This is a genomic window from Stappia sp., from assembly GCF_040110915.1.
Taxonomy (GTDB): domain Bacteria; phylum Pseudomonadota; class Alphaproteobacteria; order Rhizobiales; family Stappiaceae; genus Stappia.
In genome coordinates, this window is sequence record NZ_CP157793.1 from 3,660,217 (window position 1) to 3,676,875 (window position 16,659).

The following is a 16,659-nucleotide window of genomic DNA, read 5'->3' on the forward strand; positions in this document are numbered from 1 at the left end:
CAGCGGCCATGAACCCCGGTCATGAACACCAGTCATGGACAAGACGGCGGCAATTGCCGATGCTGCCGCGATCGCGCGGATGCAACAAGGAGAGCGCATGTTCGACAAGCTCAGGCAATTCCTGAAAAGCGCCGTGACCGGCGAGGGCGACGGCCTGCGCTTCGCGGAGGACGACCACCGGCTGGCCGCCGCCGCCCTGCTCGTGCACATCGTCTCCGTCGACGGGGTCGTCGACGACGCGGAACGCGCGACCCTCAAGGACGTGCTGGCGCAGCATTACAAGCTGACGCCGGAGATGACCGCCGAACTGATCGCGGAAGCGACCGAACGCGACAACGAGGCGGTGGACCTCTACGGCTTCACCTCGGTGCTCAAGCGCAATCTGGAGATCGAGGAACGGCTGAAGGTCCTCGAGATGATGTGGCAGCTCGTCTACGCCGACGGCTCGGTGCACGAGTTCGAGGACAACACCGTGTGGCGCGTGGCCGAGCTTCTGGGCATCTCCTCGCGCGACCGGCTGGCGCTGCGGCGCAAGGTGGCGGGCGAGGACGAGGCCTCCTGAGCCTCCGCGTGCCGGCCGCCACCCGCCACGGTCTGCCGGCACACCGGCGGCGGGTGCCGCCTGCGGGTGTCGGGCATCTTCGCCATCACGGAGGCGGCGGCAGGCACGGCGGGGTCGACGGAGCCGGCCGAAACGCTATAGATTGAGCCCATGATCATCGATCCAAGGCAACTCGATCCCGGCTATTTCCACGGCCGCCCGCGCGTCCTGATCGTGCTCCATCAGGAAACCTCGACGCCCGGACGCGTCGGGCAGGAACTGATCCGGCGCGGCTTTGCGCTCGACATTCGCCGTCCGCGCTTCGGCGATCCGCTGCCGCGCACGCTCGCCGAACACGCCGGCGCCGTGATCTTCGGCGGGCCGATGAGCGCCAATGACCCGGACGCCTTCATCACCCGCGAGATCGACTGGATCGACGTGCCGCTGCGCGAGGAAAAGCCCTTCCTCGGCATCTGTCTCGGCGCGCAGATGCTGGCCCGCAATCTGGGCGGCCGCGTCTACGGCCACGACGACGGTCTGGTCGAGATCGGCTACTACGACCTGCACGCGACCGACGCCGGCCGGGAGATGATGCGCTGGCCCTCCAAGGTGTACCAGTGGCACCGCGAGGGTTTCGACGTCCCGCGCGGGGCGACCCTGCTGGCGCGCGGCGACACCTATCCCAATCAGGCGATCCGCGTGGGACCGGCCGCCTATGGCGTGCAGTTCCACCCGGAGCTGACCTACCACATGATGGTGCGCTGGACGACGCGCGCCGCACCGCGCATGGAACTCCCCGGCGCCCGTCAGCGGCGCGACCATTTCGCCGGCCGCTTCGTCTTCGATCCGCCCGTGAAGGCCTGGCTCGACGGCTTTCTCGACCGCTGGATCGGGCGCGCCGACGACAAGGCCGCCCTGGCCGACGCCGCGCAGTAGGCACGACGACGCGCGGCCGGGCGGTCCAACCCCTCAGGCCAGACGGCCGAAAAGCCGCAGCCGGCTGATGCCGCCATCGGGATAGATGTTGAGCCGCACATGGGTGACGGGCCCGAGCGGGCGCACCTGTTCGGTCGCGATGTCGTGGATGGCGTCGGCGGTGAGCGGGGTGCGCGCGATCGCCTCGTCCCAGAACATCGACGCGGTCACCACGGCCTCCGCGAGATCGCCGGCAAGCGATCCGAGATCCGCCGCCTGCAACGAGAAGCTTTCCGGAAAATTGCCCTTGAAGAAGGCGGTGTCGACGCGCGCCCGGTCGATGATCCCGCGCGCGCCCAGTTCCACGATGATCCAGTCGTTGCCGGGCTCCCGGCGCCGGCGGGTTTCCCAGCCGTCGCCCATGTTGCAGCCGCGCCCCGGCGCCAGCAGCCGGTGGTAGGACCCGTAATGCGCATCGGAGAAGGCGACGATGCGCGCGCCGTTGAGCGCGGAGGCGAGATCCAGGTCGCCGCCTTCGACGGCCGCACGGTCGAGCTCCGGCCGGCCGTAGACGCGCAACCGCGCCACGCCCCCGTCCGGATGAATATGGAGCCGCACATGGCTCCACACGGCCGCACTGTCGCAGGTGAGATAATGATGCGCGCTCGGCCCCAGCGGCGTCATCGGCAGCACCTCGTGCCACTCAGTCGTCGCGTCCGGATCGCCGTCGACGGCGCAGGCCTCGATCCGGCAGGCCGGCGGAAAATTGCCGGTGAAATGCGACGTGTCGACGTCGAACCCGGTGATGCGGCCGCGCGCGGCAAGCCGCACCACGGCGCTGTCGTGGCCGGGGCCGCGTCGACGGCGCGATTCCCAGCCGTCCATCCACTTGCCGTGATCGTCGTATTTGTCCGGCACGAACACCGCATCGGCGTCGGCGAGCATGCGCGACACATCGGCAAAGAAATCGTCGGTCACGGAGATCGCCTCGGCGCCGAGGCCGGCGGAGGCGAGATTGATGTCGCGACGGGCGAAGGCGGGGCGGGGATCGTCGGAAGACGGCGTCATGTCGAAACCCTTGTTTGATTGGCGCGTGGCTGGCGCCTCATTGGCGCCTGGGGTCAGCGTCTGGGGTCTGCGCGGGCAGTCCGCGTCGAGACGGGACCGGCCGCGCCGTTGGGTCAATCGGGCAAGATATCCTTGAGCCGCAACAGGGCGATGCGTTCCACCTGCGCGCAGGCGGTGGCGAATTCGGTGTCCCGGTCGTTGTCGATCCGGCTTTCGAAGTTTTCCAGGATCTCGGCCTTGGTTCGCCCCTTCACGGCCAGGATGAAGGGAAAGCCGAAGCGCTGCGTGTAGGCGGTGTTGAGCTCGACGAAGCGGGCGCGCTCGGCATCGGTCAACGCATCGAGCCCGGCCGAAGCCTGTTCGCTCGCCGAGGCCGCCGTGAGCCGCTTCGCCGCCGCGAGCTTGCCGGCGAGATCCGGGTGGGCGCGCAGCACGCCAAGCCGCTCCGCGTCGCTGCCTGCGCGAAACGCCGCGACAAGGGCCGCATGCAGCCCCGTTGCGCTGTCGGCCTCGGGACCGAGCCCGGCCGCGACGGCGCGCTCCGCGACCCACGGAGAATGCTCGAACACACTGCCGAAGCGCGCGACGAAAGCCGCCGCCGTCATCTCGGACACCCGCACCTGTGGCGTCGTCATGCGCGAACCCTCCCTGTCCTTCGACCCAGTCTTTCGGCCCAGTCTTTCGGCCCAGTCTTTCGCCCCAGCCTGTCGGCACCCGCACACGCGATCAGCGAGTGCCGCATCCATTGGTAATGCAAGACAATCGGGGCGATTATCAAAATCATCCTGAAAGAGATGCGTCCGCCTGCCGGGCTGCGGGCCCGGCACTGTCGTCCCTGGCCGGCGCGCTGTCCATGCCTGCGGCCAGCCGGGCCTTGCACCGCTGCGTCACGAAATCGATGAACAGGCGGATCTTCGGGTCCTGGTGGCGCTTGTGCGGATAAAGGCAGGCGAAGGAGACCGGCGGCGGCGGGGTTTCGGCGCAAACAACCTCCAGCGCCCCGCTCCTCAGATGGTCGGCGACCTCGAAGAGCGGCTTGTTAACGATGCCGCAGCCGGCGAGCGCCCAGTCGGTCAGCACGTCGCCGTCGTCCGATTCGAACGGCCCCGACACCTCGAAGCGCGCCGGCCCGTCCGGCCCCTGCAGCGTCCACTGGAACTCCCGCGCGCCGGGAAAGCGCAGCAGCAGGCACTGGTGACGGTCGCGCAGAAGGTCGGCGCCGCGCTCCGGTCGGCCGTGCGCCGCGATGTAGGAGGGCGCGGCGCACAACACGCGCGCGCATTCGGCGATCGGGCGGAGCCGCAGGGCCGAATCGGGCGGCGTTCCGAGCACGAAGGCGATGTCGAGCCCCTCGCCCAGCACATCGAGGGCCCGGTCGGAGAGCCGCAGGCGCACGTCGACGTCCGGATAGGCCGCCTTGAACTGCGGGATCAGCGGCGCGATCAGCCGCCGCCCGATCCCCAGCGGCGCGGCGGCGAAGATCGAGCCGCGCGGATGGCCGGCGACATCGGCGACCGCGGCTTCCGCTTCCTCGATGGCGTCGAGGACCTTCACCGCCCCCTTGTAGAAGATCGTGCCGTGCTCGGTCGGCGTGAGCTTGCGGGTCGTGCGGTTGAACAGACGCACGCCGAGATGCCGCTCCAGATCGGCGATGCGGCTGGAGACGACCGCCGGCGACACACGCTGGTCGCGCGCCGCGGCCGACATGCTGCCGAGATCCACCACCCGCACGAACACCTTGAGATTGTTCACATAGGACATGAAGCGCCTGACCCGTCGAAGCCCGCCGGCGTCTTAGCATTTTCAGGGATTTCTTGATAGTGATGGAGAAATCGTCGGGCTTTCTTGCAAATATCGGATCTGCCACGCTTTCGCGGGCGCGACCGGCGGGGTGCGACCCGCACGACGCGAACGACCCGGCGCGAATGACCCGGCGCGAAAAGGAGACAGCGGATGGAAGCGGCGATCCTGTGGGACTGGGCGGCCTTCGCCCTGCGGTGGCTGCATGTGATCACGGCCATCGCCTGGATCGGCTCGTCCTTCTATTTCATCGCCCTCGACCTCGGGCTGCGCAAGGCGCCCGACCTGCCGCCCGGCGCCCATGGCGAGGAATGGCAGGTCCACGGCGGCGGCTTCTACCACATCCGCAAGTATCTGGTGGCCCCGGCCGCGATGCCCGAACATCTGACCTGGTTCAAGTGGGAGAGCTACGCGACCTGGCTGTCCGGCTTCGCGCTGATGGCGGTGGTCTATTACGCCGGCGCCGATCTCTATCTGATCGACCCCAATGTACTGGAGATGTCGCAGCCGGTGGCGATCGCCGTCTCCATCGCCTCCATCGCGCTTGGCTGGATTCTCTACGACCTCCTGTGCCGCTCGCCGCTCGGGCGCAGCCAGACGGGGCTGATGGTGGTGCTTTTCGCCGTGCTGGTGGTCATGGCCTGGGGCTACACGCAGATCTTCACGGCGCGGGCCGCCTTCCTGCACCTCGGCGCCTTCACCGCGACGATCATGTCGGCCAATGTCTTCATGATCATCATTCCCAACCAGAAGAAGGTGGTCGCGGCCCTGCTGAAGGGCGACACGCCGGACCCCGCGCTCGGCGCGCAGGCCAAGCAGCGTTCGCTGCACAACAACTATCTGACCCTTCCGGTCATTTTCCTGATGCTGTCGAACCATTATCCGCTGGCCTTCGCCGCCGAATACAACTGGCTGATCGCGGCGCTCGTCTTCCTGATGGGCGTCACCATCCGGCATTTCTTCAATACGATGCACGCGGGCAAGGGCTATCCGTGGTGGACCTGGGGCGCGACGGCCGCCCTCTTCGCCGCCGTCGTCTGGCTGTCGGGCCTCGCGCCGGCCTATCAGGCGGCGGAGGACGCGCAAGCGGGCGTCGGCGCGCCGCATCTCGCCCGCTTCGTCGACGATCCGCATTTCGAACAGGTCCGCGAGACGGTGATGATCCGCTGTTCCATGTGCCACGCGGCCGAGCCGCTGTGGGAGGGCATGGCGGTCGCGCCCAAGGGCGTGCTGCTGGAAACCGACGCCGAGATCGCCCGCCACGCGCGCGAGATCTACCTGCAGGCGGCGCGCACCGATGCCATGCCGCCGGCCAATCTCACCTACATGGAAGCGTCCGAGCGCGCGCTGCTCGCCGCCTGGTACGACAGCGCGACCCGCTGAACGACGCGTAGCACGCGCAAACCCGAGCACGCCGCGACGTCATCCGCGCGCGCAAGGTGGCGCATTTTCGCGCCTGCCGAAAATGCGGGCAGCGGAAAGGTGGAAGTTCCCGGCAAAACGTATTATCAAGATCTCGCACCCCGCCTTCGCGCAATTCGCGCATGTCCGGTTCGTTGGCGATCCGGGCCGCAAAGACATTTCGGCGCGCCGCTGCCCGCTCGATTTTTTCGCGCGCGGCCGCCGACCGTGACAGGGAGAGAGATCAACGATGCCGGTGCTGACGGAAGCGGAAGAAATCTCCGATATCGCCTTCGGTTACATGGGGTCGAAGGCGCTGTTCGCGGCCCTTCGGTTCGGCGTCTTCACGACGCTTGCCAGGGGGCCGATGCGCGCCGAAGCGCTGGCCGACGCGGTCGATCTGCCCGCGGAACGCTGCCGCACGCTGCTGACCGCCCTCACCGCGCTCGGGCTGACGAGCGTGGAGGGCGACACCTACAGGAACTCGCCGGCGGCCGAGCGGTTTCTGGTCAAGGGCGCCAAATACGATTTCTCCGACTATCTGCGTCTGCAGGTCGGCCAGCAGATGTATCCGCTGATGGACCAGATCGAACCGGCGCTGACCGGCGATCTGCCCGACGACGCGACCGCTTCCTATGCCGACTGGTTTTCCGATGCCGAGGAGGCGCGGCTCTACTCCGAGAGCCAGCACGCCGGCTCGCTCGGCCCGGCGCAATCGCTCGCCCGCAAGATCGATCTTTCGAACGCGCGCAAGCTGCTGGACGTGGGCGGCGGCACCGGTGCCTTCGCCATCACGCTGTGCGAGGCCAATCCGCAACTCACGGCGACCATCGTCGATTTTCCCAATGTGGCGAAGCTCGGGCTCGACTTCGTGGCGCGCGCCGGGCTCGACGACCGGATCTCCTATCGCACGGGCAACGCGCTGGAGACCGAATGGCCGAAGGATCAGGACGTGATCCTGATGTCCTACCTTCTGTCCGGCGTGCCCGATCACGCCCATGAGGGTTTGATCGCGCGTGCCGTCGAGCATCTCGCGCCGGGCGGGCGGCTGCTCGTGCACGACTTCGTGGTCGACGCCGACCGGGCCGGGCCCAAGAACACCGCGCTGTGGCAGTTGCAGCACACGGCCTTCACGCCGGAGGCCCGCTCCATCAGCGACGACTGGCTCGCCGCGCGGCTGCGCGACGCCGGCCTGACCGAGGTGTCCGTGGCGCCCCTGATCCCCGGCATGACGAAGCTCGCGGTCGGCACCCGCCCCGCCTGAGGACACGCCCGAGGACAAGGGCGCGCCCTCACCCGCCGCGCTGCTCGAGAAACCAGTCGCGTACCTGCTCGGCCTGCGGCGACAGCGCCCGGTCGCGCGGCCACACGAGCTGGAACGGCGTCGCCGTTTCCAGCACATGGGTCGTGACGCGGGCCAGCACGCCGGTCTCGACCATGCGGTCGGTCAGATGCTTCCAGCCGAGCGCCACGCCCTCGCCGGCGATCACCGCCTGCACGACGAGCACATAGTCGTTGATGAAGAGCGCATTGGCGCGCGAGGGCCGCGCCACCCCGGCGGACACGAACCAGTCGCCCCAATCCGCGCAAGGCCGATAGGGCTCCTCCAGATGAATGAGCCGGTGGCGCAGAAGATCGGCCGGGCATTCGGGCGGGGCGTGCTGCTCCAGATAGGCCGGCCCGGCCACCGCCTCGATCCGCTCCGGGGCGAGCCACTCCGCCTCATAGGCGAAGAAGGCGCCGAGCGGGGCGGACCGCACGCCGAGCGGAATATTCTCCGCGCCGATGTCGATATCCCGCTCGCCGGTCTGGATCCGGAGATCGATCTCCGGCAGATCCGCGCGAAACCGCGCCAGGCGCGGCAGCATCCAGAAGCTGGCGAAGGCGGTGGAGGCGGACAGCGTCACGTGCCGCTCGCCGCCCAGCGCCTTCAGCTCCTCCGCCGACTTGCGAATGGTGCCGAGCCCCAGCGCCACGTCGGCGTGAAAGCGCGCGCCCGCCTCGGTTAGCTCCACCCGCCGGTGACGGCGATGGAACAGCCGCACGCCCAACGTCTCCTCCAGCCCGCGCACGGCAAGGCTCACCGCCGCCTGGCTCATGGCGAGTTCCTCCGCCGCCCGCGTGAAGCTGCCGTGCCGGCCGGCGGCCTCGAAGGCGATCAGCGCCCCGGCGGAGGGCAGGAGGTGGCGCAGGCTTTCCATAAGCTCAGCCTATCTAACGCGTGAGAATTTTCCAGCATTACGCGGGCCTGCCGCAGCGCTACGCTGACATCGACGGGGTTGGAGGACCCCGGCTCGGCCATCCGGCCAACGGCCCTATCACGCGTGATTGCAAGCAAGAGTGCAGGCGCGGGTGGGGGCCGGCAGGGAGGAGACGCGATCATGTCGGACCCGATGCTCCAGGAAGAGGACCGTCCGCGCCGGCGCGCGACACGCTCCGAGGGCGGCGGCGCCCGCGACCGGCGGCGCGCGCGACGGGCCTCGGGCGGGCATGCCGCGCCCGCCTACATCACGCGCCAGATCCCGCCCTACGACATCCTCGACGAGGAGCGGCTTTTGCGCATCGAGGCCGCCGCCGACCGGATCCTCGCCGAGATCGGCGTCGAGATCCGCGGCGACGACGCGGCGCTAGCGCTGTTTCGCGCCGCCGGGGCCGGGGGAACGGGGCTCACCTGCACCTTCGAACCCGGCATGCTGCGCGAGATCCTCAAGACCGCGCCGGCCGTCTTCACCCAGCACGCGCGCAATCCGGCCCGCTCGGTCGAGATCGGCGGCCCGCACATGGCCTTCGCGCCCGCCTATGGCTCGCCCTTCGTGATGGATCTCGACCGCGGCCGGCGCTACGGCACGCTCGAGGACTTCCAGAACTTCGTGAAGCTCGCCTGTGCGGCCCCGTGGCTGCATCACTCCGGCGGCACGGTGTGCGAACCCACCGACGTGCCGGTCAACAAGCGCCACCTCGACATGGTCTATGCGCATATGCGCTTTTCCGACAAGCCGTTCCTCGGCTCGGTGACCGCGCCGGAGCGCGCCGAGGACAGCGTCGAGATGGCGCGCATCCTGTTCGGCGCGGAGCGCGTCGAGCGCGACTGCGTGATCATGGGCAATGTCAACGTCAACTCGCCGCTCGTCTGGGACGGCGCGATGACGGGCGCGATCCGCGCCTATGCCGCCGCCAACCAGGGCTCGGTGATCGTGCCCTTCATCCTGGGCGGCGCCATGGGGCCGGTGACCACGGCCGGCGCGATCGCCCAGGCGCTGGCCGAAACCATGGTGGGCTGCGCGCTCACCCAGCTCGTGCGCCCCGGCGCGCCGGTGATCTTCGGCAACTTCCTGTCGTCCATGGCGCTGCGCTCGGGCTCGCCCACCTTCGGCACGCCGGAGCCGGCGGCCGGATCGCTGGTCGTCGGCCAGCTCGCCCGGCGGCTGAACCTGCCGCTGCGCTGCGCCGGCGCCTTCACCACCTCGAAGCTCCCCGACGCCCAGGCCTTGCAGGAAAGCACCATGTCGATGCTCTCCGCCGTGCAGTCCGGCGCGAACTTCCTGCTGCACTCGGCCGGCTTTCTCGATGGCCTGCTGTCGATGAGCTACGAGAAATTCGTGCTCGACGTCGACCAGTGCGGCGCGCTGCACAGCTATCTCGCCGGTGTCGCCGTGGATGACAATTCGCTCGCGCTCGATGCCTTCGCCGAGGTCGGGCCCGGCAACCACTTCTTCGGCTGCGCGCACACGATGACCAACTACGAGACCTGCTTCTGGGACAGTCAGCTCGCCGACAACGACCCCTTCGAGACCTGGGACGAGGGCGGGCGGATCGACGCCGCCACCCGCGCCAACGCCCGCTGGAAGGCAATGCTCGCCGACTACGAGGCGCCGGCGCTCGACGAAGCCCTCGACGAGGCGCTCACCGACTATATCGCCCGCAAGAAGGCCTCAATGGACGACGCCTGGTACTGACCCGGCGTCCTCCCGCAGCCGATCGCAGACCGCTCCCGTCACGGACAGGCCATGACCGCAACCGATCCCCTGCTCCAGCCCTATCAGCTCAAGCATCTGACCCTGCGCAACCGGCTGATGTCGACGGCGCATGAGCCGGCCTATTCCGAAGACGGCCTGCCGGGCGAGCGCTATCGCCTCTACCACGTGGAAAAGGCGAAGGGGGGCATCGGGCTGACCATGACGGCGGGCTCGGCCGTGGTCTCGCCCGACAGTCCCGCCGCCTTCGGCAATCTGCACGCCTACAAGGACGAGATCGTGCCGGCATTGAAGCGGCTCGCCGACGACTGCCACGACCATGGCGCGGCGGTGATGATCCAGATCACCCACCTCGGCCGGCGCACCGGCTGGAACAAGGCCGACTGGCTGCCGGTGCTGGCGCCCTCGCCGATCCGCGAACCGGCGCATCGCGCCTTCCCCAAGGAGGCGGAGGACTGGGATCTGGAGCGCATCGCCACCGACTACGCCGATGCGACCGAACGCATGCAGGCCGCCGGCCTCGACGGCATCGAGCTGGAGGCCTACGGCCATCTGCTCGACGGGTTCTGGTCGCCCGCCACCAACACCCGCGAGGATGACCATGGAGGATCGCTCGACAACCGGTTGCGCTTCACGCATCGGGTGCTGGCGGCGATCCGCGCCCGCGTCGGCGACGACTTCATCGTCGGCGTGCGCATGGTCGCCGACGAGGACTGGGACAAGGGCCTGACGCGCGCCGAAGGGGTGGAGATCGCCCGGCGCCTGGTCGCCGGCGGTCGTGTCGACTTCCTCAATCTCATTCGCGGCCATATCGACACGGATGCCGCCCTGTCCAAGGTGATCCCGATCCAGGGCATGGCCTCCACGCCGCATCTCGACTTCGCCGGCGAGGTGCGCGCCGAGACCCGCTTTCCCGTGTTCCACGCCGCGCGCATTTCCGATGTCGCCACCGCGCGCCACGCCATCGCCGAGGGCAAGCTCGATCTGGTCGGCATGACGCGGGCGCATATCGCCGATCCGCACATCGGCCGCAAGGTGATGGAGGGACGGGAGCACGAGATCCGCCCCTGCGTCGGCGCGACCTACTGCCTCGACCGCATCTACGAGGGTCACGAGGCGCTGTGCATCCACAATGCGGCCACGGGGCGCGAGGCGACCATGCCGCATGTGATCGCACGCACGCACGGCGCGCCGCGCCGTGTCGTCGTGGTCGGCGCCGGTCCGGCGGGGCTGGAGGCGGCGCGCGTCGCGGGCCAGCGCGGGCATGAGGTCACCGTGCTGGAGGCCGCGCCGCAGGCCGGCGGGCAGGTGCGGCTCGCCGCGCAAAGCCCGCGCCGGCGCGAGCTGATCGGCATCGTCGACTGGCGGCTGGAACAATGTGCCGCCACCGGGGTCACCTTTCGCTACAACACCTATGCCGAAGCGGAGGACGTGCTGGCGCTCCAGCCCGATGTGGTCCTCATCGCCACCGGCGGGCTGCCGAACACAGAGATCCTCGCGCGAGGCAACGAGCTCGCCGTGTCGTCCTGGGACATCGTCTCCGGCGCGGTGAAGCCGGCGGGGCGCGTGCTCGTCTACGACGACAACGGCGGGCATCCGGGCATGCAGGCGGCGGAAGCCGCCGTCCGCGCCGGCGCGCAGGTCGAGATCGTCACGCCCGAACGCTTCTTCGCCCCCGAAATGGGCGGGCTCAACCATGTCCCCTATGCCCGTCTGTTTCAGGAGGCCGGCGCGACGATCACCATCAACACCCGGGTGATTGGCGTTGCCCGCGAGGGCAACGAACTGGTGGCCACGCTCGGCTCCGACTACAGCGCGGCGACCCGGGACCGCCGGATCGACCAGCTCGTCGTCGAACACGGCACGCTCCCGCTCGACGAGCTCTACCGGGCGCTCAAGCCGGCGGCGCGCAATCTCGGCGCCATCGACTGGCGACGGGTGATCGCGGCCAGGGGCGAGACGCCCTTCCCCTTGCGCAATCCGCAAGGGTCCTTCGATCTGGCGCGCATCGGCGATGCGGTCGCCTCGCGCAACATCCACGCCGCGATCTACGAGGCGCTGCGGCTGACCAAGGATCTGTGACGGCGCCCGCCGCGCGGACCGCCCGGCAGACCGGCGATGCAAAGCTGCAACACTCGCGCGGATTTGCGCGCGCGTTAGCGCTTTCCGCGCCGAATGCGCGTATAAGGCAGGAAACCGTGTTCAGTTCGCCGGAGCAGCTCCTCCCCATGCGTCATCTTCGTCTCCCCACGCGCCACATCCGCAAGAGCCTCCTTCTGTCGAGCGCGCTGGCGCTGGCGCTTGCCGCCCCGGCCAAAGCCCAGGACGGCCTGTCGCCGCCCGACGACATGCCGCTCCCCGACCGCCAGTTCGTGATCGACCTCGGCGTCGGCGCCATCGCCAAGCCGCGCTACGAGGGCGCGGACAGCATGCTCGTCTATCCGCTGCCCATCGTCTCGGTCGGCCGCTTCTACCTGCCCGGTCTCGGCCAGGTCGCGGACGGCGCGAAAAACACCCGCGGTTTCTTCTTCTTCCCCTCGTTCAACTTCATCGGCGAGCGCAAGGCCACCGACAATGTCGATCTGACCGGCACCAACACCGTCAACTGGGCACTTGAGCTCGGTGCCGGCGCGGGCTTCCGCTACGACTGGTTCCGCGCCTTCGTGGAGTTGCGCCAGGGCATCAACGGCCACTCCGGGCAGGTCGGCCAGATCGGCGCGGACGTGGTGTTCAACCCGCTGGAGCGGGTGCAGCTCAGCCTCGGCCCGCGCGCGGATTTCGCCAGCGGCGACTACATGGACACCTATTTCGGGGTGACGGCGGCGGAAGCGGCGGGCTCCGGCGGGCGCCTCACCGCCTATAATCCCGATGGCGGCTTCAAGTCGGTCGGCGTTCTGGGACGCCTCAGCTATTCGGTCACCGACCGGACCGCGCTGCACGTGCAGGCCGGCTGGGACCGCTACATCGGCGATGCCAAGAACAGCCCCATCGTGAAGAACGGCGACGAGAACCAGTTCTCCATCGGCGCGGGCGTCACCTACCGCTTCGCCTTCGACCTGTTCGACTGACCTCGCCTCGCCAACAGGCCAGCAAAAAGCCCGCCACCCGGCGGGCTTTTTCATGCGCGGATCTGTCGGAGGCAGGGTCGCCGGCGCTCACCGCAGGTCCGAGCACACCTCGATCATGACGCCGTCGGGCAAGCGGGTGGTCTCGTCGCCGCAGGCGCCGACGAGCCGGGCCTCGTCGAGCCCCCGCGCGCCCGTGAGATCCGCGCCGACGAGGCGCGTGCGCCGAAACAGCGTGTTTTCAAGCTTCGCCCCGGTCAGGTCGGCGCCGCTCAGATCGCCGCTGGAGAAATGCGCCCCGGACAGGTCGGCATTGCGGAAATTCGCACCGGTCGCCACGACCCGGTCGAAATCGGAGAACATCAGCCGCGCGCCGCTGAGATCGGCGCCGCGCAGATCCGCGCGCTCCAGATTGATGCCGTCCATCTTGGCCGCGCGGAACGACGCGCCGTCCGCCCTGGCGCGCATCATCATCGCCAGACGCAAATCGGCATCGTCGAAGCGGGCGCGCGAGGCCACCGTCTCGTTGAGATCCGCGTTGCGCAGGTCGGCGTCCCCGAAGTCGGCTTCGATGAGGGTCGCCTTTTCCAGATCGACGCCCCGCATCGACGCCTCGCGGAAATCCGCAAGGCTGAGATCGGCACGCTCGACCTCCGCGCGCCGCAGATCCGCGCCGCGCAGATTGGCGCCGACCAGCCTGGCCTCCTTCAGGTCCGCCTCGCGCAGCACCGCCCGCGACAGATCGGCCTTTTCCACCGACAGGCCGCGCAGCTCGCCGAGCCGGAAGTCGCAGCGCACGCAGGCGCCGCTTTCCAGCAGGCGCTCAAGGTCGGCCTCGCTCGCCGCCGGCGCGCCCGCGGCAAGAAGGAGACCGGCGAGAGCGGACAGCAGAACCCGGACCGGGGGGAGGACTTGCATGACGAACCTCAAGGTTTTGGCGTGGCGCATTGTGAAAAGGTAAGTGCGTCGAATGGCATTGTAAGGGCGTCCCGTGGCCAGGACGTTACCGCGCGCCGGCCGGCATGCCGATACGGACCTGCGCGGATGGCAAGCCGGCGACATGCTGCTAGGATTTGGCGGGATACAGGGTGGAAACGGACCATGAGACTGCGGACCCTCGTCGGCCGGTTGCCGGGCGCCACGCTTGCGCTGACGCTTCTGATCGCGGCCTGTCTGAGCGTGCTCGAGGCCCCGCGCGCCGAGGCGGCGAGCCTGGTGGCGCGCATCGACCTGTCCGAGCAGCGCATGCGCGTCTACGAGAACGGCCGGCAGATCGCGACCTGGCTCGTCTCCACCGCAAGGCGCGGTTATCGCACGCCGACCGGCACATTCCGGCCGGGGCGCATGCATGAGCGCTATTTCTCCAGAAAATACGACAATGCGCCGATGCCGCATGCGATCTTCTTCCACGGCGGCTACGCCATCCACGGCACCACCGCGATCAAGAGCCTCGGCCAACCCGCCTCCCATGGCTGCGTGCGGCTGCATCCCGACAATGCGCGCCGGCTGTTCGCCCTGGTGAAACGCCATGGAAAGAGCAATGCGCGAATCGTCATTACCCGGTAACCTTTCCGCCAAGGTCCCGGCGTCCGTGTCTTTTCGCGGCGAACGGTTTGGCCTAGTGTACGCACCGATCGATGGGGCCATCGGGCTGACCGACTGGCTCCCCTCTCGCGAGATCGTGTCTTTGCGAGAAGTCACGGGCGAGAGGTCACGGGCGAAAGGTGACGGGACGAAGGAAGCCGGCGGGGTCGCATTTGCCGCCTTCCCTCGTCCGCCAATCGCTGACGACGCACAACCTGACTATCAGCGTGCCAACTGTGGAGCAAAACCCTTGCCAAATGGTTGGCACGCTGCTTTTTCCAGATCTCGTCGCTCCCCCCGTCGAAAAGCCGACATCTGGATCGCATTGACGATCTGGTAACGCCGCCTGCATCGCAGAACGCGAGGCGAAGCGCGAAAGCGTTATCAAGGCGTTAAGTCGAGGCGGACGAGCTCCCGCGCGTTACAGAAACTCCGCGCGTCACAGAAACTCCGCGCGCAGGTCGACGCTGGAGCGCACGCCGACATCGTCGAAATGCGCGTCCGCCCAGTCCGCGGCCGCCTTGCGGCCGATGTCGCGCAGATGCGTCAGGAAGCGCCATTCGGCATTGACCTTCGACGACGCCTGAAGCGGCTTCAGCCCGTCCGCCGAAATGCGGTGGATATGGACCTTCTGATAGTGGTCCGTGTCGAGCTTGCCCTCCTCGATCAGCCGGGTGACGAACTCGATCGCCCGCATCTCCCGCAGCAGCGTGGAGTTGAAGGTGATCTCGTTCAGCCGGTTGAGGATCTCGCGCGCGCTCTTCGGCGTTTCGGCCCGTTCGACCGGGTTGATCTGCACCAGCACCGTGTCGGCGGTGCCTTTCGGCGTGAACAGCGGAAACAGCGGCGGATTGCCCATGTAGCCGCCGTCCCAATAGGGCACGCCGTCGATCTCCACCGCCTGGAAGAGATGCGGCAGGCAGGCCGACGCCATCACCGCGTCGCAATCGATCTCCGCACCCGAGAACACCCGGATCTTGCCCGTGTGCACATTGGTCGCCGCCACATGCACCGCGATCCGGTCGCAGGCCCGCACCGCCTCGAAGTCGACCGTCTCCTCCACCACCTCGCGCAGCGGATTGATGTTGAGCGGATTGAACTCGTAGGGCGAGGAAAACCGGGAGGCGAGATCGAAGGCGAGGAAGCTCGGCGACATGTCGAGGCTCCACTCACCCATGATCACATCGAGTGGCGAGCGCTTGATCGGGCTGAGCCAGGCGCGGTCGCTCACCGCCTTCCAGAAGCGGTGCAGCGCGGCGCGCGCGCCCTCCGCGCCACCTTCGGTGAGCCCGGCCGCCAGCACCACCGCGTTCATCGCCCCGGCCGAGGTGCCGCTCACCGCTTCCACGCGGAAGCGCTCGCTTTCCATCAGCCAGTCGAGCACGCCCCAGGTGTAGGCGCCATGCGCGCCCCCGCCCTGGAGCGCCAGGTTGATTGGCTTGAGGGCCCGGGTCATGGCGCGGGATCCGCCCGGCCGGCGGTGCCGTGACGGCGCATCAATGCGCCGTCCAGCCGCCGTCGAGCTGCAGCATCGTGCCGGTGATGCAGGACGCCGCGTCGGAGGTGAGATAGAGCGCCATCGACGCCACCTGATCGACGGTGACGAACTCCTTGGTCGGCTGGGCGGCCAGCAGCACGTCGTTCTTGACCTGCTCCTCGGTCATCCCGCGCGCCTTCATGGTGTCGGGGATCTGGCGCTCGACGAGCGGCGTCCAGACGTAGCCCGGGCAGATCGCGTTGACGGTGATGCCGTTCTGCGCGACCTCCAGCGCCACCGTCTTGGTCAGCCCGGCGATGCCGTGCTTGGCCGCCACATAGGCGCTCTTGAAGGGCGAGGCGACCAGCGCGTGCGCGGACGCCGTGTTGATGATCCGGCCCCAGCCCTTTTCCTTCATCTTCGGCACCGCCGCGCGGATCGTATGGAACGACGACGACAGGTTGATGGCGAGGATCGCGTCCCACTTCTCGACCGGAAACTCCTCGACCGGCGACACATGCTGTATGCCGGCGTTGTTGACGAGCACGTCGACCGCGCCGAACTCCTTCTCCGCGTCCGCCATCATGGCGGCGATCTCGTCGGGTCTGGTCATGTCGGCGGACGAATAGCGGCAGGCCACGCCGTGCTCCGCCTCGATGCCGGCGCGGATCGTCTCGATCTCGTCCGCGTCGCCGAAACCGTTGAGGACGACATTCGCGCCGTTCTTCGCATAGGTCCGGGCGATGGCCAGCCCGATGCCGGAGGTCGAGCCGGTGACGAGCGCGGTCTTGGAGGTGAGCATGGGGGATCTCCTTGGAAGCGCCGGCCGAACGG

Annotated in this window: 14 protein-coding genes and 1 pseudogene; 8 read left to right on the plus strand and 7 right to left on the minus strand. The window is 68.5% G+C overall.

Annotation, left to right across the window (positions count from 1 at the left end; all coding sequences use genetic code 11):
* Positions 1-97 precede the first annotated feature (97 nt).
* Both ABL312_RS16300 and ABL312_RS16305 read left to right on the plus strand, forming a co-directional pair.
* Positions 98-562, plus strand: a complete 465-nt coding sequence (locus tag ABL312_RS16300; RefSeq protein WP_349358452.1) for a TerB family tellurite resistance protein — start codon at positions 98-100, stop codon at positions 560-562.
* Positions 563-712: 150 nt separating this feature from the next.
* Positions 713-1,477: a glutamine amidotransferase gene (locus ABL312_RS16305; protein WP_349358453.1), complete on the plus strand. Its 765-nt coding sequence runs from the start codon at positions 713-715 to the stop codon at positions 1,475-1,477.
* Positions 1,478-1,510: 33 nt separating this feature from the next.
* Here the strand turns inward: ABL312_RS16305 and alc are convergent, their stop codons facing one another.
* From alc to ABL312_RS16320, 3 genes and pseudogenes are all read right to left on the minus strand, one after another.
* Positions 1,511-2,524: an allantoicase gene (alc, locus tag ABL312_RS16310; RefSeq protein ID WP_349358454.1), complete on the minus strand. Its 1,014-nt coding sequence runs from the start codon at positions 2,522-2,524 to the stop codon at positions 1,511-1,513.
* 113 nt (positions 2,525-2,637) lie between these two features.
* Positions 2,638-3,117, minus strand: a pseudogene (uraD, locus tag ABL312_RS16315) (2-oxo-4-hydroxy-4-carboxy-5-ureidoimidazoline decarboxylase); the annotation flags it as partial.
* Positions 3,118-3,304: 187 nt separating this feature from the next.
* A complete protein-coding gene (locus tag ABL312_RS16320) occupies positions 3,305-4,285 on the minus strand; it encodes a LysR family transcriptional regulator (protein ID WP_349358455.1) in 981 nt (326 codons plus the stop codon).
* Positions 4,286-4,477: 192 nt separating this feature from the next.
* Between ABL312_RS16320 and ABL312_RS16325 the strand changes: the two genes are divergently transcribed.
* Together ABL312_RS16325 and ABL312_RS16330 are read left to right on the plus strand one after the other, a co-directional pair.
* Positions 4,478-5,707 (plus strand): urate hydroxylase PuuD, encoded by a 1,230-nt coding sequence (locus ABL312_RS16325; protein ID WP_349358456.1) that lies wholly within the window; start codon positions 4,478-4,480, stop codon positions 5,705-5,707.
* 268 nt (positions 5,708-5,975) lie between these two features.
* On the plus strand, positions 5,976-6,989 hold the full coding sequence (locus tag ABL312_RS16330; protein WP_349358457.1) for a methyltransferase: 1,014 nt from the start codon (positions 5,976-5,978) through the stop codon (positions 6,987-6,989).
* A 28-nt stretch (positions 6,990-7,017) separates the two neighbouring features.
* Here ABL312_RS16330 and ABL312_RS16335 read toward each other — a convergent pair whose 3' ends face one another.
* Complete coding sequence (locus ABL312_RS16335) at positions 7,018-7,926, minus strand: LysR substrate-binding domain-containing protein (protein ID WP_349358458.1); 909 nt, start codon at positions 7,924-7,926, stop codon at positions 7,018-7,020.
* A gap of 192 nt (positions 7,927-8,118) precedes the next feature.
* Between ABL312_RS16335 and ABL312_RS16340 the strand changes: the two genes are divergently transcribed.
* The 3 genes from ABL312_RS16340 (at position 8,119) to ABL312_RS16350 (ending at position 12,767) form a co-directional block, all read left to right on the plus strand.
* A complete protein-coding gene (locus ABL312_RS16340; protein WP_374730213.1) occupies positions 8,119-9,681 on the plus strand; it encodes a trimethylamine methyltransferase family protein in 1,563 nt (520 codons plus the stop codon).
* 51 nt (positions 9,682-9,732) lie between these two features.
* Positions 9,733-11,781, plus strand: coding sequence for an FAD-dependent oxidoreductase (locus tag ABL312_RS16345; protein WP_349358460.1), 2,049 nt, complete (start codon positions 9,733-9,735; stop codon positions 11,779-11,781).
* Positions 11,782-11,927: 146 nt separating this feature from the next.
* Entirely contained in the window at positions 11,928-12,767 is an 840-nt protein-coding gene (locus ABL312_RS16350) for a MipA/OmpV family protein (protein ID WP_349358462.1), read from the plus strand.
* 87 nt (positions 12,768-12,854) lie between these two features.
* Here ABL312_RS16350 and ABL312_RS16355 read toward each other — a convergent pair whose 3' ends face one another.
* Positions 12,855-13,682 (minus strand): pentapeptide repeat-containing protein, encoded by an 828-nt coding sequence (locus ABL312_RS16355; protein ID WP_349358463.1) that lies wholly within the window; start codon positions 13,680-13,682, stop codon positions 12,855-12,857.
* Between the two features lie 183 nt (positions 13,683-13,865).
* Between ABL312_RS16355 and ABL312_RS16360 the strand changes: the two genes are divergently transcribed.
* The gene (locus tag ABL312_RS16360) at positions 13,866-14,330 is read left to right on the plus strand and encodes a L,D-transpeptidase (protein ID WP_349358464.1); all 465 of its coding nucleotides are present in this window, start codon (positions 13,866-13,868) and stop codon (positions 14,328-14,330) included.
* Positions 14,331-14,787: 457 nt separating this feature from the next.
* Here the strand turns inward: ABL312_RS16360 and ABL312_RS16365 are convergent, their stop codons facing one another.
* Both ABL312_RS16365 and ABL312_RS16370 read right to left on the minus strand, forming a co-directional pair.
* Positions 14,788-15,804 carry a patatin-like phospholipase family protein gene (locus ABL312_RS16365; RefSeq protein WP_349358465.1) on the minus strand — a complete coding sequence of 339 codons (1,017 nt, stop codon included), beginning with the start codon at positions 15,802-15,804 and terminating at the stop codon, positions 14,788-14,790.
* Positions 15,805-15,844: 40 nt separating this feature from the next.
* On the minus strand, positions 15,845-16,627 hold the full coding sequence (locus ABL312_RS16370; RefSeq protein ID WP_349358466.1) for a 3-hydroxybutyrate dehydrogenase: 783 nt from the start codon (positions 16,625-16,627) through the stop codon (positions 15,845-15,847).
* Between the last annotated feature and the right edge of the window lie 32 nt (positions 16,628-16,659).